The sequence below is a fragment of the Paenarthrobacter ilicis genome (assembly GCF_016907545.1).
Taxonomy (GTDB): Bacteria; Actinomycetota; Actinomycetes; order Actinomycetales; family Micrococcaceae; genus Arthrobacter; species Arthrobacter ilicis.
This window is the reverse complement of record NZ_JAFBCD010000001.1, coordinates 3219166-3242252: the sequence shown is the minus strand read 5'-3', so window position 1 is coordinate 3242252 and position 23087 is coordinate 3219166. Positions and strand designations below refer to the sequence as shown.

Annotated in this window: 18 protein-coding genes and 1 tRNA gene; 8 read left to right on the top strand and 11 right to left on the bottom strand. The window is 60.1% G+C overall.

All coding sequences use genetic code 11. The features are described from left to right. Positions 1-2 precede the first annotated feature (2 nt). The 4 genes from JOE60_RS14765 (at position 3) to JOE60_RS14750 (ending at position 4933) form a co-directional block, all read left to right on the top strand. Positions 3-1571 carry an NCS1 family nucleobase:cation symporter-1 gene (locus JOE60_RS14765; RefSeq protein WP_167264120.1) on the top strand — a complete coding sequence of 523 codons (1569 nt, stop codon included), beginning with the start codon at positions 3-5 and terminating at the stop codon, positions 1569-1571. 72 nt (positions 1572-1643) lie between these two features. Continuing rightward, positions 1644-2402 carry an aspartate/glutamate racemase family protein gene (locus JOE60_RS14760; protein WP_167264118.1) on the top strand — a complete coding sequence of 253 codons (759 nt, stop codon included), beginning with the start codon at positions 1644-1646 and terminating at the stop codon, positions 2400-2402. 33 nt (positions 2403-2435) lie between these two features. Next, positions 2436-3203: an SDR family oxidoreductase gene (locus tag JOE60_RS14755; RefSeq protein WP_167264116.1), complete on the top strand. Its 768-nt coding sequence runs from the start codon at positions 2436-2438 to the stop codon at positions 3201-3203. 242 nt (positions 3204-3445) lie between these two features. Continuing rightward, positions 3446-4933, top strand: a complete 1488-nt coding sequence (locus JOE60_RS14750; RefSeq protein WP_167264114.1) for a cation:dicarboxylate symporter family transporter — start codon at positions 3446-3448, stop codon at positions 4931-4933. A 62-nt stretch (positions 4934-4995) separates the two neighbouring features. Here the strand turns inward: JOE60_RS14750 and JOE60_RS14745 are convergent, their stop codons facing one another. Together JOE60_RS14745 and JOE60_RS14740 are read right to left on the bottom strand one after the other, a co-directional pair. Further along, positions 4996-5400 (bottom strand): sterol carrier family protein, encoded by a 405-nt coding sequence (locus JOE60_RS14745; RefSeq protein WP_167264113.1) that lies wholly within the window; start codon positions 5398-5400, stop codon positions 4996-4998. 24 nt (positions 5401-5424) lie between these two features. Continuing rightward, a complete protein-coding gene (locus JOE60_RS14740) occupies positions 5425-6441 on the bottom strand; it encodes an asparaginase (protein ID WP_167264111.1) in 1017 nt (338 codons plus the stop codon). A gap of 118 nt (positions 6442-6559) precedes the next feature. On the opposite strand from JOE60_RS14740, the gene purD reads away from it, so the two are divergent. Beyond that, positions 6560-7870 carry a phosphoribosylamine--glycine ligase gene (purD, locus tag JOE60_RS14735; RefSeq protein ID WP_167264109.1) on the top strand — a complete coding sequence of 437 codons (1311 nt, stop codon included), beginning with the start codon at positions 6560-6562 and terminating at the stop codon, positions 7868-7870. Positions 7871-7872: 2 nt separating this feature from the next. Continuing rightward, positions 7873-8811 (top strand): phosphoribosylaminoimidazolesuccinocarboxamide synthase, encoded by a 939-nt coding sequence (locus JOE60_RS14730; protein WP_167264107.1) that lies wholly within the window; start codon positions 7873-7875, stop codon positions 8809-8811. Between the two features lie 3 nt (positions 8812-8814). On the opposite strand, the gene JOE60_RS14725 is transcribed toward JOE60_RS14730, so the two are convergent. Then, positions 8815-10083, bottom strand: a complete 1269-nt coding sequence (locus tag JOE60_RS14725; protein WP_167264106.1) for a helix-turn-helix domain-containing protein — start codon at positions 10081-10083, stop codon at positions 8815-8817. 125 nt (positions 10084-10208) lie between these two features. Between JOE60_RS14725 and JOE60_RS14720 the strand changes: the two genes are divergently transcribed. Together JOE60_RS14720 and JOE60_RS14715 are read left to right on the top strand one after the other, a co-directional pair. Beyond that, positions 10209-10424: a hypothetical protein gene (locus tag JOE60_RS14720; protein ID WP_167264104.1), complete on the top strand. Its 216-nt coding sequence runs from the start codon at positions 10209-10211 to the stop codon at positions 10422-10424. Positions 10425-10652: 228 nt separating this feature from the next. Beyond that, positions 10653-11033 carry a helix-turn-helix domain-containing protein gene (locus JOE60_RS14715; RefSeq protein ID WP_167264102.1) on the top strand — a complete coding sequence of 127 codons (381 nt, stop codon included), beginning with the start codon at positions 10653-10655 and terminating at the stop codon, positions 11031-11033. A gap of 9 nt (positions 11034-11042) precedes the next feature. On the opposite strand, the gene JOE60_RS14710 is transcribed toward JOE60_RS14715, so the two are convergent. From JOE60_RS14710 to JOE60_RS14675, 8 genes are all read right to left on the bottom strand, one after another. Further along, positions 11043-11912 carry a nucleotidyltransferase domain-containing protein gene (locus JOE60_RS14710; protein WP_167264100.1) on the bottom strand — a complete coding sequence of 290 codons (870 nt, stop codon included), beginning with the start codon at positions 11910-11912 and terminating at the stop codon, positions 11043-11045. A 19-nt stretch (positions 11913-11931) separates the two neighbouring features. After that, positions 11932-12804 carry a nucleotidyltransferase gene (locus JOE60_RS14705; protein WP_167264098.1) on the bottom strand — a complete coding sequence of 291 codons (873 nt, stop codon included), beginning with the start codon at positions 12802-12804 and terminating at the stop codon, positions 11932-11934. Continuing rightward, complete coding sequence (locus tag JOE60_RS14700; protein ID WP_167264097.1) at positions 12804-13718, bottom strand: S-4TM family putative pore-forming effector; 915 nt, start codon at positions 13716-13718, stop codon at positions 12804-12806. Before JOE60_RS14700 ends, JOE60_RS14705 begins: the two co-directional genes overlap by 1 nt. Then, entirely contained in the window at positions 13715-16495 is a 2781-nt protein-coding gene (locus JOE60_RS14695) for a restriction endonuclease (protein WP_204814936.1), read from the bottom strand. Before JOE60_RS14695 ends, JOE60_RS14700 begins: the two co-directional genes overlap by 4 nt. Then, on the bottom strand, positions 16479-18461 hold the full coding sequence (locus tag JOE60_RS14690) for a site-specific DNA-methyltransferase (protein WP_167264095.1): 1983 nt from the start codon (positions 18459-18461) through the stop codon (positions 16479-16481). Before JOE60_RS14690 ends, JOE60_RS14695 begins: the two co-directional genes overlap by 17 nt. 646 nt (positions 18462-19107) lie before the next feature. Next, positions 19108-19184 (bottom strand) — tRNA-Pro (locus tag JOE60_RS14685). A gap of 98 nt (positions 19185-19282) precedes the next feature. Then, entirely contained in the window at positions 19283-21112 is a 1830-nt protein-coding gene (locus JOE60_RS14680) for an ABC transporter transmembrane domain-containing protein (RefSeq protein WP_167264093.1), read from the bottom strand. Further along, on the bottom strand, positions 21109-22908 hold the full coding sequence (locus JOE60_RS14675; protein ID WP_167264091.1) for an ABC transporter ATP-binding protein: 1800 nt from the start codon (positions 22906-22908) through the stop codon (positions 21109-21111). Before JOE60_RS14675 ends, JOE60_RS14680 begins: the two co-directional genes overlap by 4 nt. Positions 22909-23087: the final 179 nt, after the last annotated feature.

Genomic DNA, 23087 nt, shown 5'->3' with positions numbered 1-23087 from the left:
CGATGCAGACGACTTCATCAGTCGGCGTCACTGGGACTCCGGAAGAAGACCCACAACACGGCGGCCCCAACCTCCAAACCGTAGGAAATACGGAATTGTGCGCCATTGCTTCCGAAGCCTCAGGCCGTACCATCAGCCCCAATCTTTACAACATTGACCTCGCTCCCACCAAGGCCAAAGGCCGCAATTGGACCAGCTACAGCATCTTTACCCTCTGGGCCAACGACGTCCACAGCCTGGGTAATTATGCCTTCGCCATTGGCCTCTTTTCCCTGGGGCTGGGTGGCTGGCAAATCCTGGTTGCACTGGGGATCGGAGCAGTCCTGCTCTTCGCCCTCCTGAACTTCTCAGGATTCATGGGCCAGAAGACCGGCGTCCCGTTCCCGGTCATGAGCAGAATCAGCTTTGGCATCCGTGGCGCACAAATTGCCAGCCTGGTCCGCGGCGCTGTCGCCGTGGCGTGGTTCGGCATCCAAACCTACTTGGCTTCCGTGGTCCTCAGGGTCCTCCTGGTAGCAGTAGCCCCTGGCCTTAAGGACCTGGACAGCAACTCCATCCTTGGCCTGTCCACTTTGGGCTGGTTCTCCTTTATTGCGCTGTGGATTGTGCAGTTGGTGATTGTCAGCTTCGGCATGGAGATGATCCGCAAGTACGAGGCCTTCGCAGGGCCGGTCATTCTGGTCACCATGGCAGCAATAGCCGTCTGGGTGTTCATCGAGGCCGGCGGAGCCATCCAGTGGAGCGGCATCAAGGGCCTTGAAGGTGGCGAGATGTGGTTGACGATCTTTGCCGGAGGCGCCTTGTGGGTATCCATCTACGGAACGTTTGTGCTGAACTTCTGCGACTTCACGCGCTCCTCCACGTCCAGGAAGTCGATCGTCAAGGGAAACTTCTGGGGCATTCCCATCAACATGCTGGTCTTCGGTGCGATCGTGGTGGTCATGGCCGGTGGGCAGTACAAGATCAACGGCACTGTGATCGAGAGCCCTTCGGACATTGTCCAGAGCATCCCCAACACGCTCCTCCTGGTCCTGGCCTGCCTCGCATTGTTGATTCTCACTGTCGCGGTGAACCTGATGGCCAACTTCGTGGCTCCGGTTTACGCATTGACCAACCTCTTTCCGCGCCACCTCAACTTCCGCAAGGCAGCGTGGGTCAGCGGCACCATCGGCTTGGTCATCCTGCCGTGGAACCTTTACAACAACCCGATTGTGATCGTGTACTTCCTGGGTGGCTTGGGCGCCTTGCTGGGTCCGCTCTTCGGAGTGATCATGGCGGACTACTGGCTGGTCCGCCGCGGCCAGGTGAACGTCCCCGAGCTCTATGTTGAGGATCCCAAGGCAGCCTATTTCTACAAGCGTGGCGTGAACCCCAAGGCCATCATCGCCATGATCCCCGCCGCCGCCATAGCGATCGCCATTGCGTTCATCCCGGGCCTCGCCGCAGCAGCCCCGTTCGCTTGGTTCATCGGCGCAGGCGTTGCTGCCCTGACGTACTTTGCCGTGGCGGACAGGAAGCAGCTTCACGACGACGTTTCCGGCGAACCGATCGCCGTCGCCAGCACTCACTAATCCAAGAAGCACGGCAAGCCCGCCCCTCCCGTCCCCGGGCAGTCGGCGGGTATTGCCGTTGAAAGGCACTCCATGCGCATTCTGGTAGCAAACGTAAACACCACCCAATCCATGACCGATTCCATAGCCGCCCAAGCCCGGGCGGCAGCAGCGCCGGGCACCGAGATCATCGGCATCACGCCACGTTTCGGCGCTGATTCCTGTGAAGGCAATTTTGAAAGTTACCTGGCGGCGATCGCCGTCATGGATGCCGTGGTCAACTATCCGGAGCCGTTCGACGCCGTCATCCAGGCCGGCTATGGCGAGCATGGCCGTGAAGGCCTGCAGGAACTTCTGGAGGTACCGGTGGTGGACATCACCGAGGCAGCCGCCAGCACTGCCATGTTCCTGGGCCACAAGTATTCGGTGGTCACCACCTTGGACCGCGCTGTGCCCTTGATTGAGGACCGGTTGAAGCTGGCTGGGCTTGAAGCCCGCTGCGCCTCCGTCCGGGCCAGCGGCATGGCCGTCCTGGAGCTGGAGGAATATCCGGAGCGAGCCGTCGAGGCCATTGTGGGCCAGGCCGAAGAAGCCGTCACCAAGGACAAGGCCGAGGTGATTGTCCTTGGCTGCGGCGGGATGGCAGGGCTGGATGACCAGATCCGGCAGCGTACCGGTGTCCCCGTGGTGGATGGCGTCGCCGCAGCAGTCACCATTGCGGAATCCCTGGTGCGCTTGGGCCTGTCCACGTCCAAGGTGCGAACCTACGCCACGCCCCGCCCGAAGACTGTCATAGGCTGGCCGATAACCTCCGCACTGCAGTCAACGGGCCAGCCGGAAGCCGCACGCTGACGCTGGCCGCAGCATCTCCCGAAAGGCAACCACATGACTGACTCCAACGCGCCCACTAACGCTAGGGTCGCCGTCGTCACCGGCGCCGGCTCCGGCATTGGACGGGCGGTGGCCCGGCTGATGCTGGCCGACGGCTACCGGGTGGCGCTGGCCGGCCGCCGCGAGGGACCGTTGCGCGAAACTGCGGGCGGGAGTCCGGAAGCGCTGGTGGTTCCGTGCGACGTCACAGCGCCCGACGACGTCGCGCGCCTTTTCGGGCAGGTGCGGCACCGCTGGGGCCGGGTTGATGTGCTGTTCAACAATGCCGGCATCTTCGGGCCGTCCGGGGATGTGGGTGACCTGGACGTGGAGCAGTGGGAGGCCACGCTGCGCGTCAACGTCACCGGTTCCATGCTGTGTGCCGCCGAGGCCGTGCGAACCATGAAAGTCCAGGAACCGCAGGGTGGCAGGATCATCAACAACGGCTCCATTTCCGCGCACTCGCCGCGTCCCTTGTCCGTGGCTTATACGGTGACCAAGCACGCGATGACGGGCCTTACCAAGAGCATCGAGCTGGATGGGCGGGCATTCGGCATCACGTGCGGGCAGATCGACATCGGCAACACCCGGACCGAGATCATGGACACCATCGGGGTGGGCTCGGGGGCGCTCCAGGCCGATGGCTCACGCAAAGTTGAACCCATGTTTCCCGTGGACGACGCCGCCCGAGCCGTGCTGCTGATGGCCAACATGCCGGCCTCTGCCAGCGTGGGCTCCCTGGTGGTCACGGCGTCGGGCATGCCGTTTGTGGGCCGCGGCTAGCTCCATCAGGTCCCGCCACCACCTACTTTGACCTCCAACAACCCGCGACACGCCTGCCTAGGGGCGTGCCGCGGGTTTTGCGTGTTCAAAGTGGGTGGCAGCGGCACGCACCCCTTCTTCCAACCGAATATGACTTCCATAATATGGAATTTCAATCTCCCCTTGCGGAACATTGTGAGCGAGCTTACATTTGAAAAACCCCACAAAATGTGAGGCTGTTCACAACTGATTGGTTCAGAGCAATGAAGATCCCAGACTCCGCGGCGCTGAAGGCGAGTTCGGCCCCGCAGAAGAAGAAGCCACTGTACAAGTCGCTCTTCTTCCAAATTCTGATCGCCGTCGTCGCAGGTGTACTCATCGGCCATTTTTGGCCGACTATCGGGTCCGCCCTCCGGCCACTGGGTGATGGATTCATTCAACTCATCAAGATGATCATCGCCCCGCTGATTTTCCTCGTGATCGTCACGGGCATCTCAGCAGTCGGCGACGTCAAGGCGGTCGGAAGGGTCGGGGTCAAAGCGCTCCTGTACTTCACCGGCGCCACTCTTTTTGCCCTGGTCTTCGGACTCATCGTGGGAAACATTGTCCAGCCGGGTGCCGGCCTGAACATCGATCCCTCCACGTTGTCGCAGGACGCCCTCAACGCCAAAACCGGAAATGCGCCTCCCAAGGACGCCGCGGCATTCATCCTGGACGTCATTCCCGTCAGCGTGATCGGTGCTTTTGCCAACAACAGCCTTCTTCAGGTGCTGTTCTTCTCGGTCTTCTTCGGTGCCGCCATTGTGGTAATCGGCCGCGAGCGTTGCCTGCCGGTCATCAGCCTCATGGAAACCGTCCTGGAACTGATCTTCAAGATCATGTCCTGGATCATGAAAGTTGCCCCCATCGGCGCCTTCGGAGCCATGGCCTTCATCATTGGCCAATACGGCATCGGCACGCTGAGCACCTATGCCCTTTTGATTGCAGCCTGCTATGCCGCGGCCATTGTGTTCATTGGCCTGCTGTTCCTGGTGGCGTGGGGATTCGCCCGCGTTCCGCTGTGGTCATTCCTCAAGTACACCCGCGAAGAATTCCTGCTGGCATTGGGCACGGCGTCCACTGAAGCAGTCATGCCACGCATCATGACCAAGCTGACCAACGCCGGCTGCTCACGGGCAACCACCGGCCTGGTGGTGCCCACGGGCTACTCCTTCAACCTGGACGGTGCTGCGATCTACCTTTCGATCTCGCTGCTGTTCCTGGCCCAGGCGTTCGGCCACAACTTGGATCTCGGCCAGCAACTGGCAGCCCTGGGTGTGCTGCTCCTGACCTCCAAGGGCATGGCAGGCGTACCTGGTTCGTCCTTCCTGGCACTCTCCGCGACCGCTGCCGCCTTGGGCATCTTCCCGGTTGCCGGAGTTGCACTCCTCCTCGGCGCCGACCGCCTCATGGACTCCATGCGCGTGGTGGTCAACCTGCTCGGAAACTGCGTGGCAACGTTCGTGGTGGCCAAGTGGGAGGGCCAGTTCGACCGCAGCGTCATGGTCCGCGCCTTCAACGGTGAAATCACCAATGAGGACACCGCCATCATGCTCGGCAAGGAAGACGTCTACGCACAGCAGGAGCTGGAGAGGCTCAGCCAAGGCCAGAACCCGTCGCCCAAGTTCCGCGGCGGCCCTACCTCTGATCAGCTGCCGCAGTTCGAGATGAGCAAGCGGGGGAAATCCACGGAACCGATTTGCCCCGACTAACGTCAAACTGCAGTACCTGAACAGCCGATGCCCGCCGGATAGCCCCGGAGGGCATCGGCTGCTTAAAGCGGGAGCAGCGCGGAGAGGTTGGCCCGCAACCCTGAGGCGGCCACTCGTCCGGCGGAAACGGCGTCAGCCCAAGAGGTCCGGCCCGTCACCAGCGACAGCCAGGTGGCGGCGTCGCACTCAATGACGTTCGGGGGAGTGCCGCGCGTGTGGCGGGGCCCTTCAACGCATTGGGTCACGCCGAACGGCGGCACGCGGACTTCCACCGAATTGCCTGGCGCGCGTGCGGTGACTTCCTCCAGCGAGTAGCGGACCGCCGTCGCAATCAACGTGCGCGACGGCGGGGTCCCGGCCTCGGCGGTTGTCCCGCCAGCGGTTTCGGAGCGTTCGACGGCGGTTTGCCAGGCTGCCAGGGCAGCGCGGCCTTCCTCGATATTGACTCGGCGTCGTGCAACAGCCATGGGTGTTTCCTTTTCCTGTCCGGGTTAGTCGAGGAGGGCGGAGACGGCATGGCCCAAGCGGATCCTGCCTACCTCATGGCCGCCGCCGAGCACCGGCTCCACTACGCGTTCCAGGACGTTGGAGACCGCGGGGATGTCCACAGCGCCGCTGACGGCCAGCAGCGTCAGCCCAACCAGGGTGGTGGCGCGGAGGTTGCCGTCCAAGACCTTGACCGCCACTGTGGCGCCGGTGGGCGTGGCCATGACGAGGACGCCTTCGGCACCGATCTTCGCAAGGACTTCCAGTTCCTCCATGACCACCGTGTTGGACTCGCCCTTGCCTTGGACCGCCCAGGGGTAGTCGAGCATGGACGTGGCGATGGTGGCGGCGCGGGCGTTGGAAGAGGAATCGCCGGGTGATTTGGCCAGCTTGGAATACGCGCGGGCAAGGCCGGTGAGCGACAACGCTGCCACGGGCGCCCCGCAGCCATCGATGCCCAAGTGGGAGATGGTCTCCCCGCTGTATTCCTCAATGGCGGATCGGACGCGCTGCTGCAGCGGATGGTTCGGCTCAAGGTAGCTGCGGAGGTCCCAGCCGTTCTCCGTGCAGGCCCAGAGGAAGGCGGCGTGCTTGCCGGAGCAATTGAACGCGAGCTTCGACTGCCCCCGCTCGGAGCGCACCAGCCAGTTGCGTGCCGTCTCATCCTGCGGCCACGCCGTAGGGCACAGCAGGTTTTCCTCGCGGACACCGGCGGCCTTCAGCATGCCTTCCACGACGTCCATATGTTCCAGGGAACCCGTATGGCTGCCGCAGGCAACGGCTACCTGCGCACCGCGGAGCGGGACGCCGGACTGCATGGAGGCCAACGCCTGGAAGGGTTTGAGCGTGGAGCGGGCATAAATGGGGGCATCAATGTCACCCAGCCGGGTGACCACGGAACCGTCTCCGGCCAGGACCACGGCGGCACCGACGTGCCGGGACTCGATGAAGCCGCTGCGTTCAATCACTGCCAGCTCCACGGCAGAGTCTACGTTGAACGTTTCGTGCGAACTCATAGGCATCCAACAAGTCTATGGGGCGCCAGGGACGCCAAGGTCCCCACCGGGCCAGGGGCGCCGGCAGGGTCCGGTGCGTGACACAGCTTAGGATGCTCGCCTTTCACAAAGTACCCTTGAAGCCGTGAAGGTACTCGTCATTGGCCCAGGCGGCCGCGAACACGCCATTGTCCGCTCCCTGCTTGAAGATCCCAACGTTTCCGAGGTCCACGCGGCCCCGGGTAACGCCGGTATCAGCAAACTGGTTCCCACCCACGCGGTGGACGGAAACAACCCGGAAGCCGTGTCAGCCCTCGCCACCAAGCTGGGCGTTGACCTTGTGGTTGTTGGACCCGAGGCCCCCTTGGCCGCCGGGGTTTCCGACGCCGTACGTGAGGCCGGCATTCCTGTCTTCGGCCCCAGCAAGGAAGCAGCGCAGCTGGAGGCCTCCAAAGCGTTTGCCAAGCAGATCATGGCCGAAGCCAACGTTCCCACGGCCATGGCCCGCGTTGCCACCAACGCCGAGGAAGCCGCAGACGCACTGGACACGTTCGGGGCTCCCCACGTGGTCAAGGATGATGGCCTGGCCGCAGGCAAGGGCGTGGTGGTCACCAACAACCGCGACGAAGCCCTGGCCCACGCCCAGTCCTGTTTCGACGCCGGTGGCACCGTGGTGATCGAGGAATTCCTGGACGGCCCCGAGGTCTCCCTGTTTGTCCTCTGCGACGGCCACACCACTGTTCCGCTGTCTCCCGCACAGGATTTCAAGCGCATTTTTGACAACGATGAGGGCCCCAACACCGGTGGCATGGGTGCCTACACCCCGCTGGAGTGGGCTCCGGAGGGCCTGGTCCAGGAAGTCATTGATCGCGTGGCCCAACCCACGGTGGACGAGATGGCCCGCCGTGGCACCCCCTTTGTGGGCGTGCTCTATGTCGGCCTGGCACTCACGTCCCGCGGCACGCGCGTCATCGAGTTCAACGTCCGCTTCGGTGACCCGGAAACCCAGGCTGTCCTGGCGCGCCTGAAGACGCCGCTCGGTGCGCTTCTCCTGGCAGCTGCCAAGGGCGAACTGGACACCGCAGAGGAGCTGCGCTGGTCCAAGGACACGGCAGTCGCCGTCGTCGTTGCCGCCGAAAACTACCCCGACACGCCCCGCACCGGTGACCGCATCCGCGGCCTCAAGAAGGTTGACGAGCTGGACGGCGTCCACGTGGTGCATGCAGGCACCAAGCTGGATGAGGACGGCAAAGTTGTCTCGGCAGGCGGCCGTGTGCTTGCTGTGGTGGCGCTGGGTTCGGATCTGGTGGAGGCCCGCGAGAGGGCGTACGACGGCGTTGAGCTGGTTCAGCTTGAAGGCTCACAGTTCCGCACGGACATAGCAAGCAAAGCCGCCCGCGGCGGGATCAAAGTTCCGTACGCGGGTACAGGAACCATCCCGAAAGTGAAGGCGTGAGCATGAGCGAATCCCTGCCCACCGGCGGCTTCGAAACTGAAACACTTGAGCTTCCGGGCTGGAAGCACGTGTATTCCGGCAAGGTCCGCGATCTGTACGTTCCGGCCGACGAAGCCATCACCGAGCGTCTTGGCCAAGAGTGTGTTCTGGTTGTTGCCAGCGACAGGATCAGCGCCTATGATCACGTCCTGACCAGCGAGATCCCGGACAAGGGCCGGGTCCTGACGCAGCTGAGCCTGTGGTGGTTCGATCAGCTGGAAGTTGAGCACCACGTATTGGCGTCCACGGTGGAAGATGGCGTTCCTGCCGCGGTCGAGGGCCGCGCCATGATCTGCAAGAAGCTGGATATGTTCCCCGTGGAATGCATCGCACGCGGCTACCTCACGGGCTCCGGGCTGGCCGAGTACAAGGAATCGCGCACCGTGTGCAGCATTCCGCTGCCGGAGGGCCTGGTTGATGGTTCGCGGCTGGAGAAGGCACTCTTCACGCCGTCCGCCAAGGCCGAAGTCGGCGAGCATGACATCAACATCACCTACGACGACGTGGTGGCCATGGTGGGCGATGACATTGCTGCCCGCCTCAGCGAACTCACGTTGAAGATCTACACCCGCGCCGAAGAAATCGCCCGCGAACGCGGCATCATCCTTGCCGATACCAAGGTTGAATTCGGCATCGATGCGGCCACCGGGGTCATCACCCTGGGTGACGAGGTCCTCACCCCGGACTCTTCGCGGTTTTGGGACGCCGCAACGTACGCGCCGGGGCAGTCGCAGCCTTCCTATGACAAACAGTATGTCCGCGACTGGCTCACCTCGGCTGAGTCCGGCTGGGACAAGTCCTCCGACACCCCGCCACCGGCACTGCCTGCAGAGGTCGTGGAGCGTACACGCGCCCGTTACGTGGAAGCCTACGAGAAGCTGACCGGCCGGACTTTCGCCTGACCGCTAGCTCGCTTGTGAGTGCTCTTTGGCGGCGCGGCGTTCTGCAAGGCGGATTTCCAGCACGGCGTCCATGGCCTGCTGGACTCTGTCCGAGGCGCCGGCGGCGCTGAAGTCGTGCTGGGCCTCCTCCAGGTACTTCAGGGCCTCAGTGGGTTCGCCGGCGGCTTTCAGCGACTTGCCGAGCAACAGCGATACCTCGCCGGCGGTGTGCCGGGCCAGGGCTTTGCGGTCTGCATGGATTTCGCGGAGTTTGTCCACTGCAGCGGGGATGTCGCCCGTGAGGTACAGCCAGCGGGCACGAATGAACGCGACCTCCAGTTGGTCCGTCTTGTTGCCGCCAACAATGGACAGCGCCAGTTCGGCCCGCTCAATGGAGGTCAACGTTTCCGGTTCAACGATGCCCGAAGACAAGCGGACAGCTGCGGAGGCCTTATTGAAACGGGCCCACAGTTCAATGTCGTTGGCGGGGGAGAGGAGCTTGGCAGCACGCTCGTGGTGCTTGATCCCCTCAACGTAGTCGTGCCGCATGAAGGCCACGTTCCCCACCACCCAGGCAACCTCGCCGGCCAGTTGGGACATGGAGTGTTCATCCATGTGCTCAATCATGGCCAGGCAGTAGGTCCAGGCCTCATCCAGTTTGCCGCTCTCGGCAAGAGCGCCGATCAGTGCGCGGTGCGCACCGATGATCAGGGTTGACCCCTTGGGCAGCTGCTCGGACAGCTTCACGGCCTGCTTGGCATGCTCGACGGCGGTGGCCAGCTGCCCTTGCCCGTGACACACTGCGGCGAGCATCTGCCATGCCCGCACACCCAGGCCTGCGGACTCCGTGGCCATGGGGTGCTCCAGGAGGTGCTCAACTATCTGCTGGCACTCTTTCAGGTGGCCCTGCTTCATGACGCACTCGGCCTGCATGTAGGTCATGTTCCACCAAGCGCTGTTGTTCTTGGCTTCCAGGGCGATCTGGGCTGCGGTGGCGGCGTGGCTGGCGGCCAGTTGGTAGTCGCGCAGGTCCCAGGCCTGGCGGGCGTAGAGTCCGGCAAGGACGTATTCAGCATCGCTGACGGAGACGGGTTGGCTCCACGCTTCCAGCGCCTTCGGTGCCAGCTCAAGCCTGCGGGCCAGTTCTTCAATGACCTCAGCCGTGGGCTCACGCCGTCCCGTTTCCAACAGGGAGATGTAGCTGGGGGAGTACAGGTTTTTGCCAAGCTCCGCCTGGGTCAACCCACGTTCGAGCCGTTCGGCACGCAGCTTCTCGCCGAATCCGTTTCCCACGGGTTCCTCCTACAGGTGTCTTTTGACCAAAACCTTGACAGTCTCTGTGGAAAACATTTTACAATGTATGTCAACAGGGACCGTGTAATTTCCGTAACGAATCCGACTCGCATTGAGGAACTATCATGTTCAAGAAAATTATTGCCTCAGCGGCCTTGGCCGGCGCGCTGACGCTCACAGTTGCGGCTCCTGCAGTCGTTTCCGCGGCCTCCACCGTGGACTCCGGAAGTGTCAGTGCAATCGGCAACTGGCCTGATCCCATGCGCATTGCTGCACCCACCAAGTCCGCCGACACCACGTTCGCCCCCAGTTCCATTGGCAACTGGCCTGATCCAATGTAACCCAAGCTGTACAAGGAACCCCGGAGCGCACCAAGCTGCTCCGGGGTTTCTTTTTGCCAATTCAGAAAGCGGAAGGATAATCACCGGGAAGCGCAGCGGACTAAGTCCATTGCTGTCCGGGGGGTGTTTCAGGGCAACAAAAATGGCGCCGATTTCTCGGCGCCATTCTCATATTTGGTCGAGGTCCTAGGATGCTATTCGAACCAAAGCGGCCCCAGGATCGAGCGGATGACGACCATTGCGGCCGCCCTCAGGCGCATGGACTCGGGCCAGATCAAGCCGCGTAAGGAGCAGCCAGTTCGCAAGACTCAGCGCTATCGCCTTGCAGATCGCTTCACGGCGGACGAGCTAGCCCAGCTTGTCGCTCGATATCAAGCTGGCGAGATGAGCACGGCATTGGCTCGTGAAAAAGGTATCGCCAAGTCGACGTTCCTGCGCCTGCTCGCGGAGCATGGCGTCGCTTCCAGGCCTCGTGGTCTAACGCCAGCCAAGGAGAAGGAGATTCTGCGGCTTCGCAAGCAGGGGATGGTTATCCGCGACATCGCCAAGCGGGTTGGATGTAGTTACGACACGGCACGGCTCTTTCTGCTGGGGCAGAGCCAGGTCTAGGTCCTGGGTTCAGTAGTATGCGGGGAACTTGTCGTTGAATACGAGATCCCATTGATCGAAGGCCTCGGAAATCTTGCCATTCTTGTTGAGCTCAAGAGCTTTGTTCGCTCGCGTGCATGCAGTGGCCAGCCTGGAACGTGCAATTGTATAGTTTGCTTCGCTAGAGCATGCCTTGATGCGGCCCGTTCTTCCTGTGGGATCATTCATGTCCGCAAGTGAACTGCGCTGAAGGCTGTTCAGGAAGTAGCAAAAATCTAGTGGATAGATGATGGATGACTGTGTAGCCATGTGCTGGGCAGCGCGCATCTCAAGATAGAAGGATGAGATTGGGACGTCTCTGTAGTACTTCCACGCCTTAGCGAGGCGCGCGAGTTGCTTAGCTCCGCCCTTAACCCCTGCCTTGTTGTTGCAATCGTTCACATACTTCAGATGCGCTTCGGGGGTCGACTCCATCCACTCAGTAGCAACACCCGGGATGTCGAACCTCATCCCTTCATCGGTTGAGAGATCGGCATAGGCAGGAATAATTTCGACTCGTTCGTAGCCTTGGCCAAACTCGAGGACAACCGCTGGCCTCGAAGTATGTATATACGTGTATGGAAACCGTTCTTGCAGTGCGTCGCGCACTGCCGTAAGGGTAGACGATGCATAGGTTGGTTTGGTGGTCTTCAGTGAAACGAAGTAGTCCACGTCGCTCTTGCCGGTAATACCGGTGCCATGCTTGAACGAGCCACTTTCAAACATGCGGTAGAGTCCGAACGTGCTGTCCAGCTTGCTATAGATGGTCTGCCGATGTGACGCAGCCTTCGAGCGCTCATTCGCTGTAGGAATTAGTCGGTCGATGAGAATGTTGAATGCTTCGTCTACGGTTTTCGCCATGTCGCCCCCGGTTGCTTATTTAGTTGGTTGGAAAAGTGGAGCCCAAGATAATTCCCCATAGTCTTTTCGACTCCGCATGGTCACCTCGTGCTTCTGCATCTAGTGCTTTGGTGGCACGCTCAGCAGCAGACTTGAAGGAGTCTTGAATCTCCTTTCGATCAGCCCAGGAGAGACCTGTTGACAAAAGTCCGGAGTGGGCGCCAGGGTCACTTACATCGAGATTTGTAGGTGCCCATTGAAAGAACTTGGCAAGAGCGTCCTGTCGATTTCCATTCAGTGAGGTGAAGGCATTCGCAGCCATAGTTTCCAGGTGGAAAGACTTGATTCGTTTGGAATGGGCGTTATTCCACTTCTTTAGCAGCCGCACCAGCGGAGCTAGGTTGTAGCCGAGCTCCGCGTTGCGACCAGCGAACCAGCTGTTAGCAACTGTCGGTGCGGTTTTTATCCAGCCGCCGTCGCCTTTCGGCAAACCGTAAACGTCGCCGCCGTGCCAGAAGACTGGAGCCACATCTACATGGCCACTACCCTTGAAGAAGATGCGGACGGCTTGACCCCGAGCGCCTACCTGCGCTGATTCTATGCCGTCGTAGGCCCGCCGGATTCGATAAAGAAATGACTGCGAATCAAAGCGGTACTTATTCCAAGCTCCTTGTTCGTTGGAGAAGATAGCAAGTACGTCGATGTCATCTAGGGGGCGGATAATGGTCCCTTTGGCGGCTGAGCCCATTAATATAGCGCGTGAGAAAGGAAGATCGCTTGTCGACGGAAAAGCTGCGGTTAAGTTCTCGATTACTCGGTCCTTGCGACCCTGGATGATCGACGTCTTTTGATAGTCAGTGACGGTGATGTCGTCGAGGAATGTTGCCATCGCTTGGCTAGTCGTCTGTGTCATTATTTTTTTTCTTTGCGCTTGCTTAGTCGGCGGGCGGTAATGGCCATAGCTGCCTCGTTCTTTTTGCGGCGGAGTTTATAAATGAAATCCGGTACGTCGGGTGCAGATTTGCGTGATTCGTACAGACGTTCCTGCCAGATGATGATGTCGTCTGGGCCTATTGGATCTTCATCACTTGTGAGTCGCTTTTCTATCGAGCGAGCAAGGTCGGCCCGTTCGAGCGCCGATTTCCGGACACTCATGAGGTATTGCACTACGTCCAGGAATGCCGGCAGTAGAGGAAGAACGATGCCTAGCAGGAATGCCGATAGAGACAGGTTAACCGCTAAGCTCAAAACGATCAGGAATATCATCCAGGCCGCCGTCAGTGTCGACCACCAGATCCCGGTCGTGCGTAACAGTCGGTCTGTATAGGATGCGTTTGATCGTTGCGCGATTGGAACCGCTGAGAGACCTGGCTCTTCATCTGCGATCCCTGTGTACCAGTCAATAAGTTCTTCTTTGGTAGCAATTGCGACCAGGCCCTCATCTGGACCTGTTATGTCGGCAATATCTTCAAGAGACGGCATTGTCGACTCCGCCACGCTGTTCGGCATTCCGAAGACATCCCGGTCGAATTGCTCGCGAAGTGCTGTCGCATGTGCGCTGATAGACGACTGACGAACCAAGAGTACAGTTCGGCCGAGAAACAGCCATGCTCCAGCAATAGCACCGGCGGCGACGGCTAGCCCTGGCCAAATTATCGAGATAACAGGCGCGGCAAGTCCGATGACAAGCATGCCAATCCAGCGAGCTCCTAGCCATCGTTTTGCCTTGCTGTAGAGGCGACGCTGAGCGATCAGAAGTCGTAGCGCCTCCGTCTCATTCTGGCGCTGCTTTAGAACCTTGCCACTTGGCGGTTCGTAGTCACTCACGCGGCGTCCCCATCCGTATCTTCAATAAGTAGCCCATGCTTGTCTGTTGTGTATGTGTAATCGACAGGCCCTACCGGCGCCGCAGCGAAGTGCTTTCGAGCAAATCGAATACGCATAGCTTCGTCCCAGTCGAGATCATCGAGATTCCGAGTGTCCTTGGTTTCCCTCACGAGGTACAGCCGTTGAGTTCCAGTCTCGTCATGCACAATTGCCCAGTCCGGCGAATATTCTCCAACTGGTGTCCGTACCTTGAATCGGCGCGGCAATTTAGTGAACAGCTTGATCTGGTCTCGACTGTTCTCAAGCTGGGCGGCGAACGCACGCTCCACGTGGCTGTCATAGTCAACGTAGTCGAAGAGGTTAACACCGTCTTCAGGCGCAAGTGCTAAGCCGTTCTTAGGATCTGGATCGCCTGGCTGGGGCTGTGGTGGGTTCTTGGATTCGACTTCAAGGAAGACCACCTCGGCGTCCCACCACGCAGCTTCGTCCATCGGTTCATAGCTAATGCCCTGAACCATCTGCTCAATCGACTCAACGCGTATCGCGCTGGCAACGATTCGAGCCCATCGGTCGGGATCGTCCAGGACGTGCCGGGTGAGTTCGGCTGGGATCGAGCGGACAATAGACGCGATAGTTGGCCGCGTCAGCTGCAGCGGGAACTTGCCATACTGCAGCTGGTCTTCGATCAGCTGCACGATGTTCGGCAGGCGTTGTCCGACATTTACGATACGTTCGCCACGAGATTCGGCGATAGAGGACTCTGGAGTGATAACCCTGCCAGCGTCATCGTACGTAAGGTCGGCTGACTGGACGACGTTCGCCCTGAGCTGGATTGTACGAAGCTCTTCAAGGTGCTCCGAGGAAGCAACAATTTTCGGCAAGGTGCTCTGGTCTATCGAAACCCGGTACCGGGCCTTGTACCGGATGCGACTCCACAGGGCTGCAAACTCCGGACTGTCGAACAGTGCCGGCCGTCGGCGAACCAGTACTTCGTGGTCGGCGTTATCCACTTGCGGTGCACTATCGCCCGAGCCGCCTGTCGTTGAGGCATACTCAGCGTTCAGCCCCTCGGTGAACTCCGTGAAGGATTCATCGACGATGAGGGTGAGTCGATTGATAGACGGATCGATGACCCGATGGCCGTCCTGGTTTACGGGTAGCCGGAGGCCGCGCCCAATCTGTTGGCGACGCTCAAGCTCCGAGCGGGTATGTCGCAGGAATCCAACTTGGAAGACGTTGGGGTTGTCCCAGCCCTCCTTCAAAGCTGAATGCGAAAAGATGAACGCACGGGGATTCGCGCGATCTAGAATGAGTTCTTTGTTGGCGATGATTTCCTGGTAGGCACGTGCCTCAAACTCTGCCTCCGATGCTCGTCCGGCCGTATCCTTCAAGATTCCCTTCTTTGTGGAAGGGAAGTAGGCGACGCGCAGCTCTGCTGGGTCGGGCATCTCGCTTTCTGGCTTGCCTGCGCGGGCCCACTCCTGACGGAAGAGCTCATCGAACATGTCCGGTAGTACAGGGTTGTCGCCAGCGTAGTCGGCCACGTGCTCTACGAAGAATAGCGACAGTACCTTTACGTCGCGCCCCATCGCATCAATCTGACCTTGGCGGCTGAGATGCTGCCGAATGGTGTGGCGTAGCTGGTCACGCCACACAGCTAAGTGATCAACGCCCGTTTCCTGTCCTGACTGAATGGTTAGTCCGTTTTCGAAGATCACACGGTCAGGCTTACGTTCGATACTGTCGACGACCAAGCCGTGATACTGAGCCAGGCCTCCGGATTCCTCAAACAGGTCCGTGCCGTTTTGGAGAACTATGGGAGTGCGCTTAGCTCCATTCTGGCTAGCCATGTCAATGACGGCTTCGGCCATCAGGCGTTTTCGTACACTTCTCAGCTTGACGAGGCGGACATACGGTTTGCCGTCCTCCCCGGCAACAATGCCTTTCACAGACACCCGCTTAACAAGGCCGGCTTCGGCTGCCTGCTTTGGACCGAGACGATGGACGAGGTTGTACAGGTCCTTGTGGGTTGCGCTATAGCGGAGTGCGACCAAGGGATTTAGCGTTGCTATTGCCTGGCGGCGCAGGGGGGTGCCCATGTTCTGCGGTTCGTCAATAAGAACGACGGGGCGTGTCCTGGCGATGTGCTGGACACCGCTCATTGCCTCGCCCCAGAGCTGTGGCTGCTCTGCACTGGCATAAAGGGTGTTTGTCTCGGGCTTGTCGAGGGCCTGGACGCTAGCGATGAGGAACTGCACTCCGCTAGAAGGTTCGCTGAAGTCGTTCAGGGCAGAGTTTTCACCGAGGACACCCCACTTGTACGGCACGCTGGGATATTTCAGGCGAAAGTGCTCTTCGGTCTGCTCGAAGGTCTTGACGACGCCAGCGCGAATTGCGACGGAGTGAACTAGAATGACAAACTTCCGGAGCCCATAGAGCTCAGCGAGGCGGAGTGCGGTTGAAATGTAGACGTATGTCTTGCCGGTACCTGTTTCCATCTCCACTGAGAAATTTGGGAACTCCCGGTCTTGTCCCTGCAAGTCTGTCTCAGCTAAGAGCGCGAGTTCATTCTGTTCGTCGACGGCCTCGCGAGTGGTTATCGCAGCCAGGTTGGATTCCAGGACGGCGCGTTCAACTGCGAATCCATCGTGGCCTTCGGCGCCGGGTGCGCGTCCGGCGAGCACGTCACGAGGTGGGGTTAGCGCCCCTTCGAACAGATCAACAACCGCCGAGACGGCTGCAGACTGGTGGGGTTGATCATCAAAGCGAAACTTCACGAGGCACCCGTTCCAGGAGGATTAGCTTTGACTGCAGGCGTGGAGCAAGTGTCAGTGTGACGGCATCTTGAACCTTGTCGCCGCGAAGAATTAGGGTGTCGTCGTCGCTCAGATTGAGGGCATCCGCAGTAGCAAGGTTGAACTCGTCTAGTGAGATGAGGAGTCGCCCTGAACGCTCCGATGTATCGGCTGAAACGAATTCATAGGTGGTGACACCGTCAATTTCGTGGGCTTCCACACGAGCATCCAGGTGTGTATCGGTTGCTTTGATCGCTACCTCCCACGCCACATGGAGTGGGTTGGCGCCCTCGATAACTGGGGATTTTTCAGAGTGATCGAGTACCTGCTCAAGGTAGGTCTGACCGGTCATTTCCGGAGTGGCGACAATTGGCTTCTCAACGAGAAGACGTGTTTCACGAGTACGGAAAATCCTGAATGCGAGTTGCTGAGCATCTGTCGTGTCACCTTGCAACAGGTTCGCAGATCGCCGCAGGCGCTCAGCGGTTACTTCGAAGATCGTCGAGAATCCCGCTTCTATGGCATTCTTGCCAGACTCCTCTGAGGTGTCCGGCACTTCCGGAACCTGCACGAGAATCCAGCGGCGAGTCTTACCGTCCTTTGGGTTTTGCTGCCAAACAGCGTGGCCGGTTGAACCTGATCCAGCGAAAAAGTCCAGGATCAAGTCGTTGTCGCCGGTGAGCGCGTGAAAGAGCCTGGCCAGCACATCCGTACTCTTCGGGTCGTCAAACACCTTTGATCCCATGAGGGTGTCGAGGCTTGTCGAAGCATTTCTGCGGTCGCGATAAAACACGGAGGCGGGAGCCCACTCTTCGCGCATGTGGAGGTACGACTTGATTTGCACACGTTTCGTTTTATCTTCGGGATAGATGAGACGACCTTCCGCGTCGAGCCGTTCCATGGTCTTACGCTCGTAACGCCAGCCGTTGGCTGGTGGGCTATAGCCCTTCCAGTCGTAAATAAGGTTCTCGCGGTAATTCGGGCTTGAGATGTTATCGGAGAACCATACGCCCTTGTCATCTACACGGTTGTAGTGCGCGTGTGCTTTTGAGGGATCCTCATCAGCAAGGGACTTGTACCAGTCCCGAAGTCCCGCAGTCATTGCTTCATAGTCATCGGCGAACTGGGCACGAAGTTCTTCTACTTTCGCATAGATTGGCTCCAGCCCTTCTTTGCGTTCGCGCCAGCGCACGTCATTGGCCTTGAGGTATGAGCGGTCACGAGCATAGATCAAGATGTAGTCCTGCCCGCCACCCGTTAGCTTCGCATCACCCTTTCGTGCACCTCGCCAAGTCATCATGTCGACAAAGTTCTCAGGGCCAAAGACGGCATCTAGAAGAATTCGGAGGTGGTGAACCTCGTTGTTATCGATGGACAGCGCGATCATGCCATCGCGACGCAGCATATGTCGCGCAAGGGTCAGTCGCGAGAACATCATCGTTAGCCATGGCGCATGCTTGCGACCGCCAGTTTCGATTCTGCTGGTGGTGGCGTTGCCTTGTTCGTCAACTTGCCCAGTTTCCTGGAGATACTCGCTCTCCGGAACCGCGAAGTCGTCGTTGTAGGTGAAGGTGTCACCTGTGTTGTACGGAGGGTCGACGTAGATCAGTTTGACTTGGCCCGCATAGCCATTCTTCAAGAGCTTCAGTACCTGGAGGTTGTCACCCTCGATGAGGATGTCGCGGGCGTCCTTCCAATGAAGGGAGTCATCGACATCCGGAACCAGAGTGGCCGTAGTGGCTGAGCGCGCATCATCTCGCGCCCGCTCAATGCCAGGCCAGCTGAAGGTGAAGGCAGGCTTCGGTTTTGGGCCAGCGTCCAAGACTTGAAGGAGTGAGCTTGCGTCCAGTTCGCCATCTCGGAAGGCCTCCGGAATGAGGTCGCGAAGCTTATCTAGTAGAGCTTCGTGCTCGTCTGTGGTTGCTACCGGGACGTTTGTAATGGACATGCGGGCGTTTGCTCCTGGCGATCGTCGTTGTTGCTCTTCACACTACTAAGGCACTCGGACAATCGGCTGCTTGACCCGGGGATAGGGGGAAGGTCACACGGCGTCAGGACCGCCGTTAGCTGACGCACATGTTTCTGTACCCGTTATAACACAATTCGGTGGTTTATTTAAGCTTCAAGTTCTCTAGGCACCTCCACAGAACGAGGTGTATCGGGCCCGGAGTCAAAGCACGAAGCTCGCCGCCTCTGCGGTCATCTGTATGGCCAGCTGCTTACCAAGGCGCTCGATCAGATTGCCGACCCGAAGGCGTACTACGAGAAGGCGACTGACAAGGTCCGGAGGCTCCTCAACGAATCCTTCTTCTTGCGGTTCTTTGTCTATCAAGACGGCGCGGTTGGTGCGGATTTCAATGAACCATTTGACGACATCTTCGCCGCCCAGACCGCCTTCCGATCGTCCAAGACGCCACAGGCGGTATCTGGTCCAGGATCGTCCCCATCGTCCCAAATAGGACCGTTTTTGGGCGATTCAGGCGTACTTGCGCGGCATTTCCCGGGTACCAAAAATGGCGCCGATTTCTCGACGCCATCTCTGTTGTTCAAACTTAAGTCGGTCTATTCAAACCATGGTTCGAATAAAGCGACTCTGGTCGGGATGACAGGATTTGAACCTGCGACCTCTTCGTCCCGAACGAAGCGCGCTACCAAGCTGCGCTACATCCCGATCCGCTGCGAAAGCAACTGTTCAAGGATAGCTGAATCGCTGCTTGATGCGAAATCGGCGGCCCATGCCGCTGGTCACGGCACGTGGGTCACCCGCGATCACACCAGGGATTCGCGCCAGGCGCCGTGCAGTTGGGCAAACCTGCCACCGCCGCTGATCAGCTCTTCCGGGGATCCGTCCTCCACGATCCGGCCGTCGTGGACCACCAGCACCCTATCCGCGGTTTCCACGGTGGAGAGCCTGTGGGCGATGATGATTGCCGTTCGGGCCGATGCCTGTCCGGAGCCTTCCAGGAGGTTGGAAAGGCCCTGTTGGACCATGCGCTCACTGGGAATGTCCAAGGAGGACGTGGCCTCGTCCAGGATCAGGACGGCCGGGGCAGCCAGGAAAGCACGGGCAAATCCAATCAGTTGGCGTTGCCCTGATGACACACGGCCACCGCGCTTGTTGACATCAGTGTCATAGCCGTCGGGAAGGCTCATGATGAACTCGTGTGCGCCAACGGCCTCGGCGGCCGCTTGGATTTCGGCGCGGGACGCCTCAGGCCGGCCCAAGGCGATGTTGTCCGCCACGGAACCACTGAAAAGGAAGGCTTCCTGGGTCACCATCACCACCGCGCGGCGCAGGTCGGTGGTGGCAAGATCCCGCAGGTCGATGCCGTCCAGCGTGATGGCTCCGGAGGTGACGTCGTAGAAGCGTGCCACCAGTTTGGCCAGGGTGGATTTGCCGGCGCCCGTTTGCCCCACCAGCGCCACGGTCTGGCCTGCCGGGATGTGCAGGTCCATCCGGGGGACCACTGTGGTGCCGTCGTTGTAGCCAAACTCCACTCCGTTGAAGGAGATCTCACCACGGGAGCTTTTCAACGGAACCGGGTTCTTGGGCGGGCGCACCGTGGGAACTTCCTCCAGGAGCCCGGATACCTTCTCCAGCGCGGCTTGCGCACTCTGGAAGGAGTTGTAGAACATGGCCATTTGGTCCACGGGTTGGAAGAAGCGCTTGGTGGAGAGGATGAGGGCCAGCAGGACGCCGACCGCCAGGTCACCGCTGAGTACCCGGAAGCCGCCGAAGAGCAGGACCACTGCCACGCAAACATTGCCGATCAACACCAGCCCGGGCTGGAAGATTCCGTTCAAGTTGATGGAGCGGACGGTGTTCTTGCGGTAATCCTCAGCAAGCTTGCCGTACTGGCCGGCGTTTTCCCGTTCCTTGCGGAAGGCCTTGACGGCGCGGATGCCGGTCATGGTCTCCACGAAGTGCACAATCAGCCGCGCAGAGACCACCCGTGACTCACGGAAGGCGATCTGCGAATGCTTCTGGTACCAGCGCGCCAGGAAGAACATGGGCACACCCGCAGCCAGCACAATCAAGCCGCTCTGCCAGTCCAGGGCAAAAATCGTGAAGGCCGTAAACACCATGAACAGCATCCCGGAGGCCAGGGAACTCACCCCGGAGTCCAGCAGTTCGCGCAGCGCTTCCAGGTCAGAGGTTTGCCGGGCAATGATGCGTCCGGACGTGTACTTTTCGTGGAACTCCAGGCTGAGCCGCTGGGTGTGACGGAACACCCGCACCCGCAGGTCCAGCAACATGGCCTGGCTGAGCCTGGCGGTAGAGGTCACATAAAGCGCCGTCATTCCGGCGGTGGCAATCGCAGCGGCCAAGTACAGCACACCCACCAAGACCAGCGGGCCGTCGTCGCCCGATTGCAAGGCAGGCAACGCTGTATCGATGCCAAAGGCGATCAGCGCCGGTCCGGCGACCCTGGTCAACTGGGAAACCACCACCATGAGGATGGTCAGCCAGAAACGCAAGCGCACCGGGCGGATCAGGGAGGCAAGCAAGGCGAGCGACCGGCGTCGTACCGCTTTGCTGTCTGCCTTGGTGAGGAGTGTGTTGTCCTCGTTGGCGGTTCCAAACGTTGCTGTACTCACCGGCGGGCCTCCTCAGCTTCTTCGAGCTCATCCAATTCGGTGTCCAGGTCCTTGGGACCGGCGTCCAGGCTCGCTATGACGTAGCGGTAGTGATCGTTCGCGGCCAGCAGTTCCGTATGGGTTCCGACGGCGGTGATGGTTCCGTTTTCGAGCAAGGCAACCCGGTCAGCCAAAGCCACGGTGGAGGGACGGTGGGCCACGATCAGCGTTGTGGTCTCCCGGAGGACGTCCCGCAGGCGGGCTTCCACCCGTTCCTCCGTGTTGACGTCCAGCGCGGACAACGGGTCATCAAGTACCAGGACCTTGGGTTTCGCCGCGATGGCGCGGGCCAGCGCAATGCGTTGCCGTTGACCGCCGGAAAGGCTCAACCCTTCCTCACCGATCAAGGTGTCCACGCCATCCGGAAGTGAGTAGGCAAAGTGTGCTTGCGCCACATCCAGTGCTTCATCCAGTGCTGCCTCGCTGGGATCGGGGGCGCCCAGCAGCACGTTGTCCCGCACCGAGCTGGAGAACAGGGTGGTGTCCTCGAACGCCACAGCGACAATCCGGCGCAGCTCTTCGATGTCGTAATCGCGGACGTCCACGCCGTCGATGGTGACCGCGCCTTCGGTGACGTCGTACAAGCGGGGGACCAGTTGCAGCAGCGCGCTCTTGCCGCTTCCCGTAATCCCTACCAACGCCATGGTTTCGCCGGGCCGAATATCCAGGGTGACGTCCCGCAGGAGCGTGCCGCCGTCGTCGAACCCGAAACCGGCGTGCTCAAAGCGCAGGGCGCCCTTGGCGTCCTGCGGAACCGCGGCCTGGTCCGGTGAGGTGATGGTGTTTTCCGTGTCCATGACCTCGAAGTGACGGTCCAGGGCCGTTTTGGCGGTCAGCGCCATGGCCAGCAGCATGCCGGAGAATTCCACCGGTGTGGCCACCACTGCGGCGGTTGCGAAGAACGCCACCAACGAGCCGATGCTGAGCTGGTTGCTGGCTGTGAGCATGATGCCCACCACCAGGCCGACGCCCAGCGCCAGCTCCGGGAGGAGGGTCACCACCAGCGTAAAACCCGCCTGCTGCTTGGCTTTCGCGATTTCCGTTTGGCGCAGTTCCTCGGCTTGGCCGTTGAAATTCTCCAGCGCTTCGCGGCTCCGGCCAAAGGCTTTCAGCACTCGGATCCCGTGGACGGATTCCTCCACGGTGGTGGCGAGGTCGCCGGCCTGGTCCTGGCTAAGCCGCGCCACCAAACTGAAGCGCCGGCGGAAACGGAAGGAACTGATCATGATCGGCACGGCAGCACAGAGGAAGATGAGCGCCAGCTGCCAACTCATGGTGAACATGACCCCCACGCCAATAAGCACCGTCAGCGTGGTGACCACCAGCATGATCGCTCCGAACGCCATCCAGCGGCGCAGGAAACTCAGGTCGGTCATGGCGCGGGACAACAACTGTCCCGAACCCCAGCGATCGTGGAAGGCCACAGTGAGCTGCTGAAGGTGCCCGTACAAGGTGACGCGCATCCGCGTTTCCACTGTGGTGGCGGGGTTGATCACGAACTGCCGGCGCAAAGCCACCAGTCCGGCCTCGGCGACGCCCAGGACAAGAATCACGACGGCGGCAATCCAGACGGCGTCCGCGGAACCGCCGGGCTGGAGGGAGTTGTTGACCAGCACCCGGAGAACCTGGGGGATGGTCAGGGCGACGATGCTTGCCAGCAAAGCGCAGATCAGGCCAATGAACAGGCGGGGAAGGATGGGCCGCACGTGTGGATACAAGCGGCCTACGGAGGTAAAAAACGATGTTTGTTTGGACATGCCCGCTTCTCAACAGCTGGATCTTCAGATGGTGCGGAGGTAGTTTCCCGTAGCAACTACCCTATGCCATGCCGTGATTCGTTTCACAGGAGTTCGCAACACCGCGGAAATGTTGGGAACAGTTATTGAGGATCGTAATGTTGGGAAGACATGATTCTTCTGATCTCAGGCAGAGGAGC

What these genes read in the sequence shown, in the direction of transcription:
- JOE60_RS14765 (WP_167264120.1), top strand. Translation starts at nt 3, where the DNA reads ATGCAGACGACTTCATCAGTCGGCGTCACTGGGACTCCGGAAGAAGAC.
- JOE60_RS14760 (WP_167264118.1), top strand. Translation starts at nt 1,644, where the DNA reads ATGCGCATTCTGGTAGCAAACGTAAACACCACCCAATCCATGACCGAT.
- JOE60_RS14755 (WP_167264116.1), top strand. Translation starts at nt 2,436, where the DNA reads ATGACTGACTCCAACGCGCCCACTAACGCTAGGGTCGCCGTCGTCACC.
- JOE60_RS14750 (WP_167264114.1), top strand. Translation starts at nt 3,446, where the DNA reads ATGAAGATCCCAGACTCCGCGGCGCTGAAGGCGAGTTCGGCCCCGCAG.
- JOE60_RS14745 (WP_167264113.1), bottom strand. Translation starts at nt 5,400, where the DNA reads ATGGCTGTTGCACGACGCCGAGTCAATATCGAGGAAGGCCGCGCTGCC.
- JOE60_RS14740 (WP_167264111.1), bottom strand. Translation starts at nt 6,441, where the DNA reads ATGCCTATGAGTTCGCACGAAACGTTCAACGTAGACTCTGCCGTGGAG.
- JOE60_RS14730 (WP_167264107.1), top strand. Translation starts at nt 7,873, where the DNA reads ATGAGCGAATCCCTGCCCACCGGCGGCTTCGAAACTGAAACACTTGAG.
- JOE60_RS14720 (WP_167264104.1), top strand. Translation starts at nt 10,209, where the DNA reads ATGTTCAAGAAAATTATTGCCTCAGCGGCCTTGGCCGGCGCGCTGACG.
- JOE60_RS14715 (WP_167264102.1), top strand. Translation starts at nt 10,653, where the DNA reads ATGACGACCATTGCGGCCGCCCTCAGGCGCATGGACTCGGGCCAGATC.
- JOE60_RS14710 (WP_167264100.1), bottom strand. Translation starts at nt 11,912, where the DNA reads ATGGCGAAAACCGTAGACGAAGCATTCAACATTCTCATCGACCGACTA.
- JOE60_RS14705 (WP_167264098.1), bottom strand. Translation starts at nt 12,804, where the DNA reads ATGACACAGACGACTAGCCAAGCGATGGCAACATTCCTCGACGACATC.
- JOE60_RS14690 (WP_167264095.1), bottom strand. Translation starts at nt 18,461, where the DNA reads ATGTCCATTACAAACGTCCCGGTAGCAACCACAGACGAGCACGAAGCT.
- JOE60_RS14675 (WP_167264091.1), bottom strand. Translation starts at nt 22,908, where the DNA reads ATGTCCAAACAAACATCGTTTTTTACCTCCGTAGGCCGCTTGTATCCA.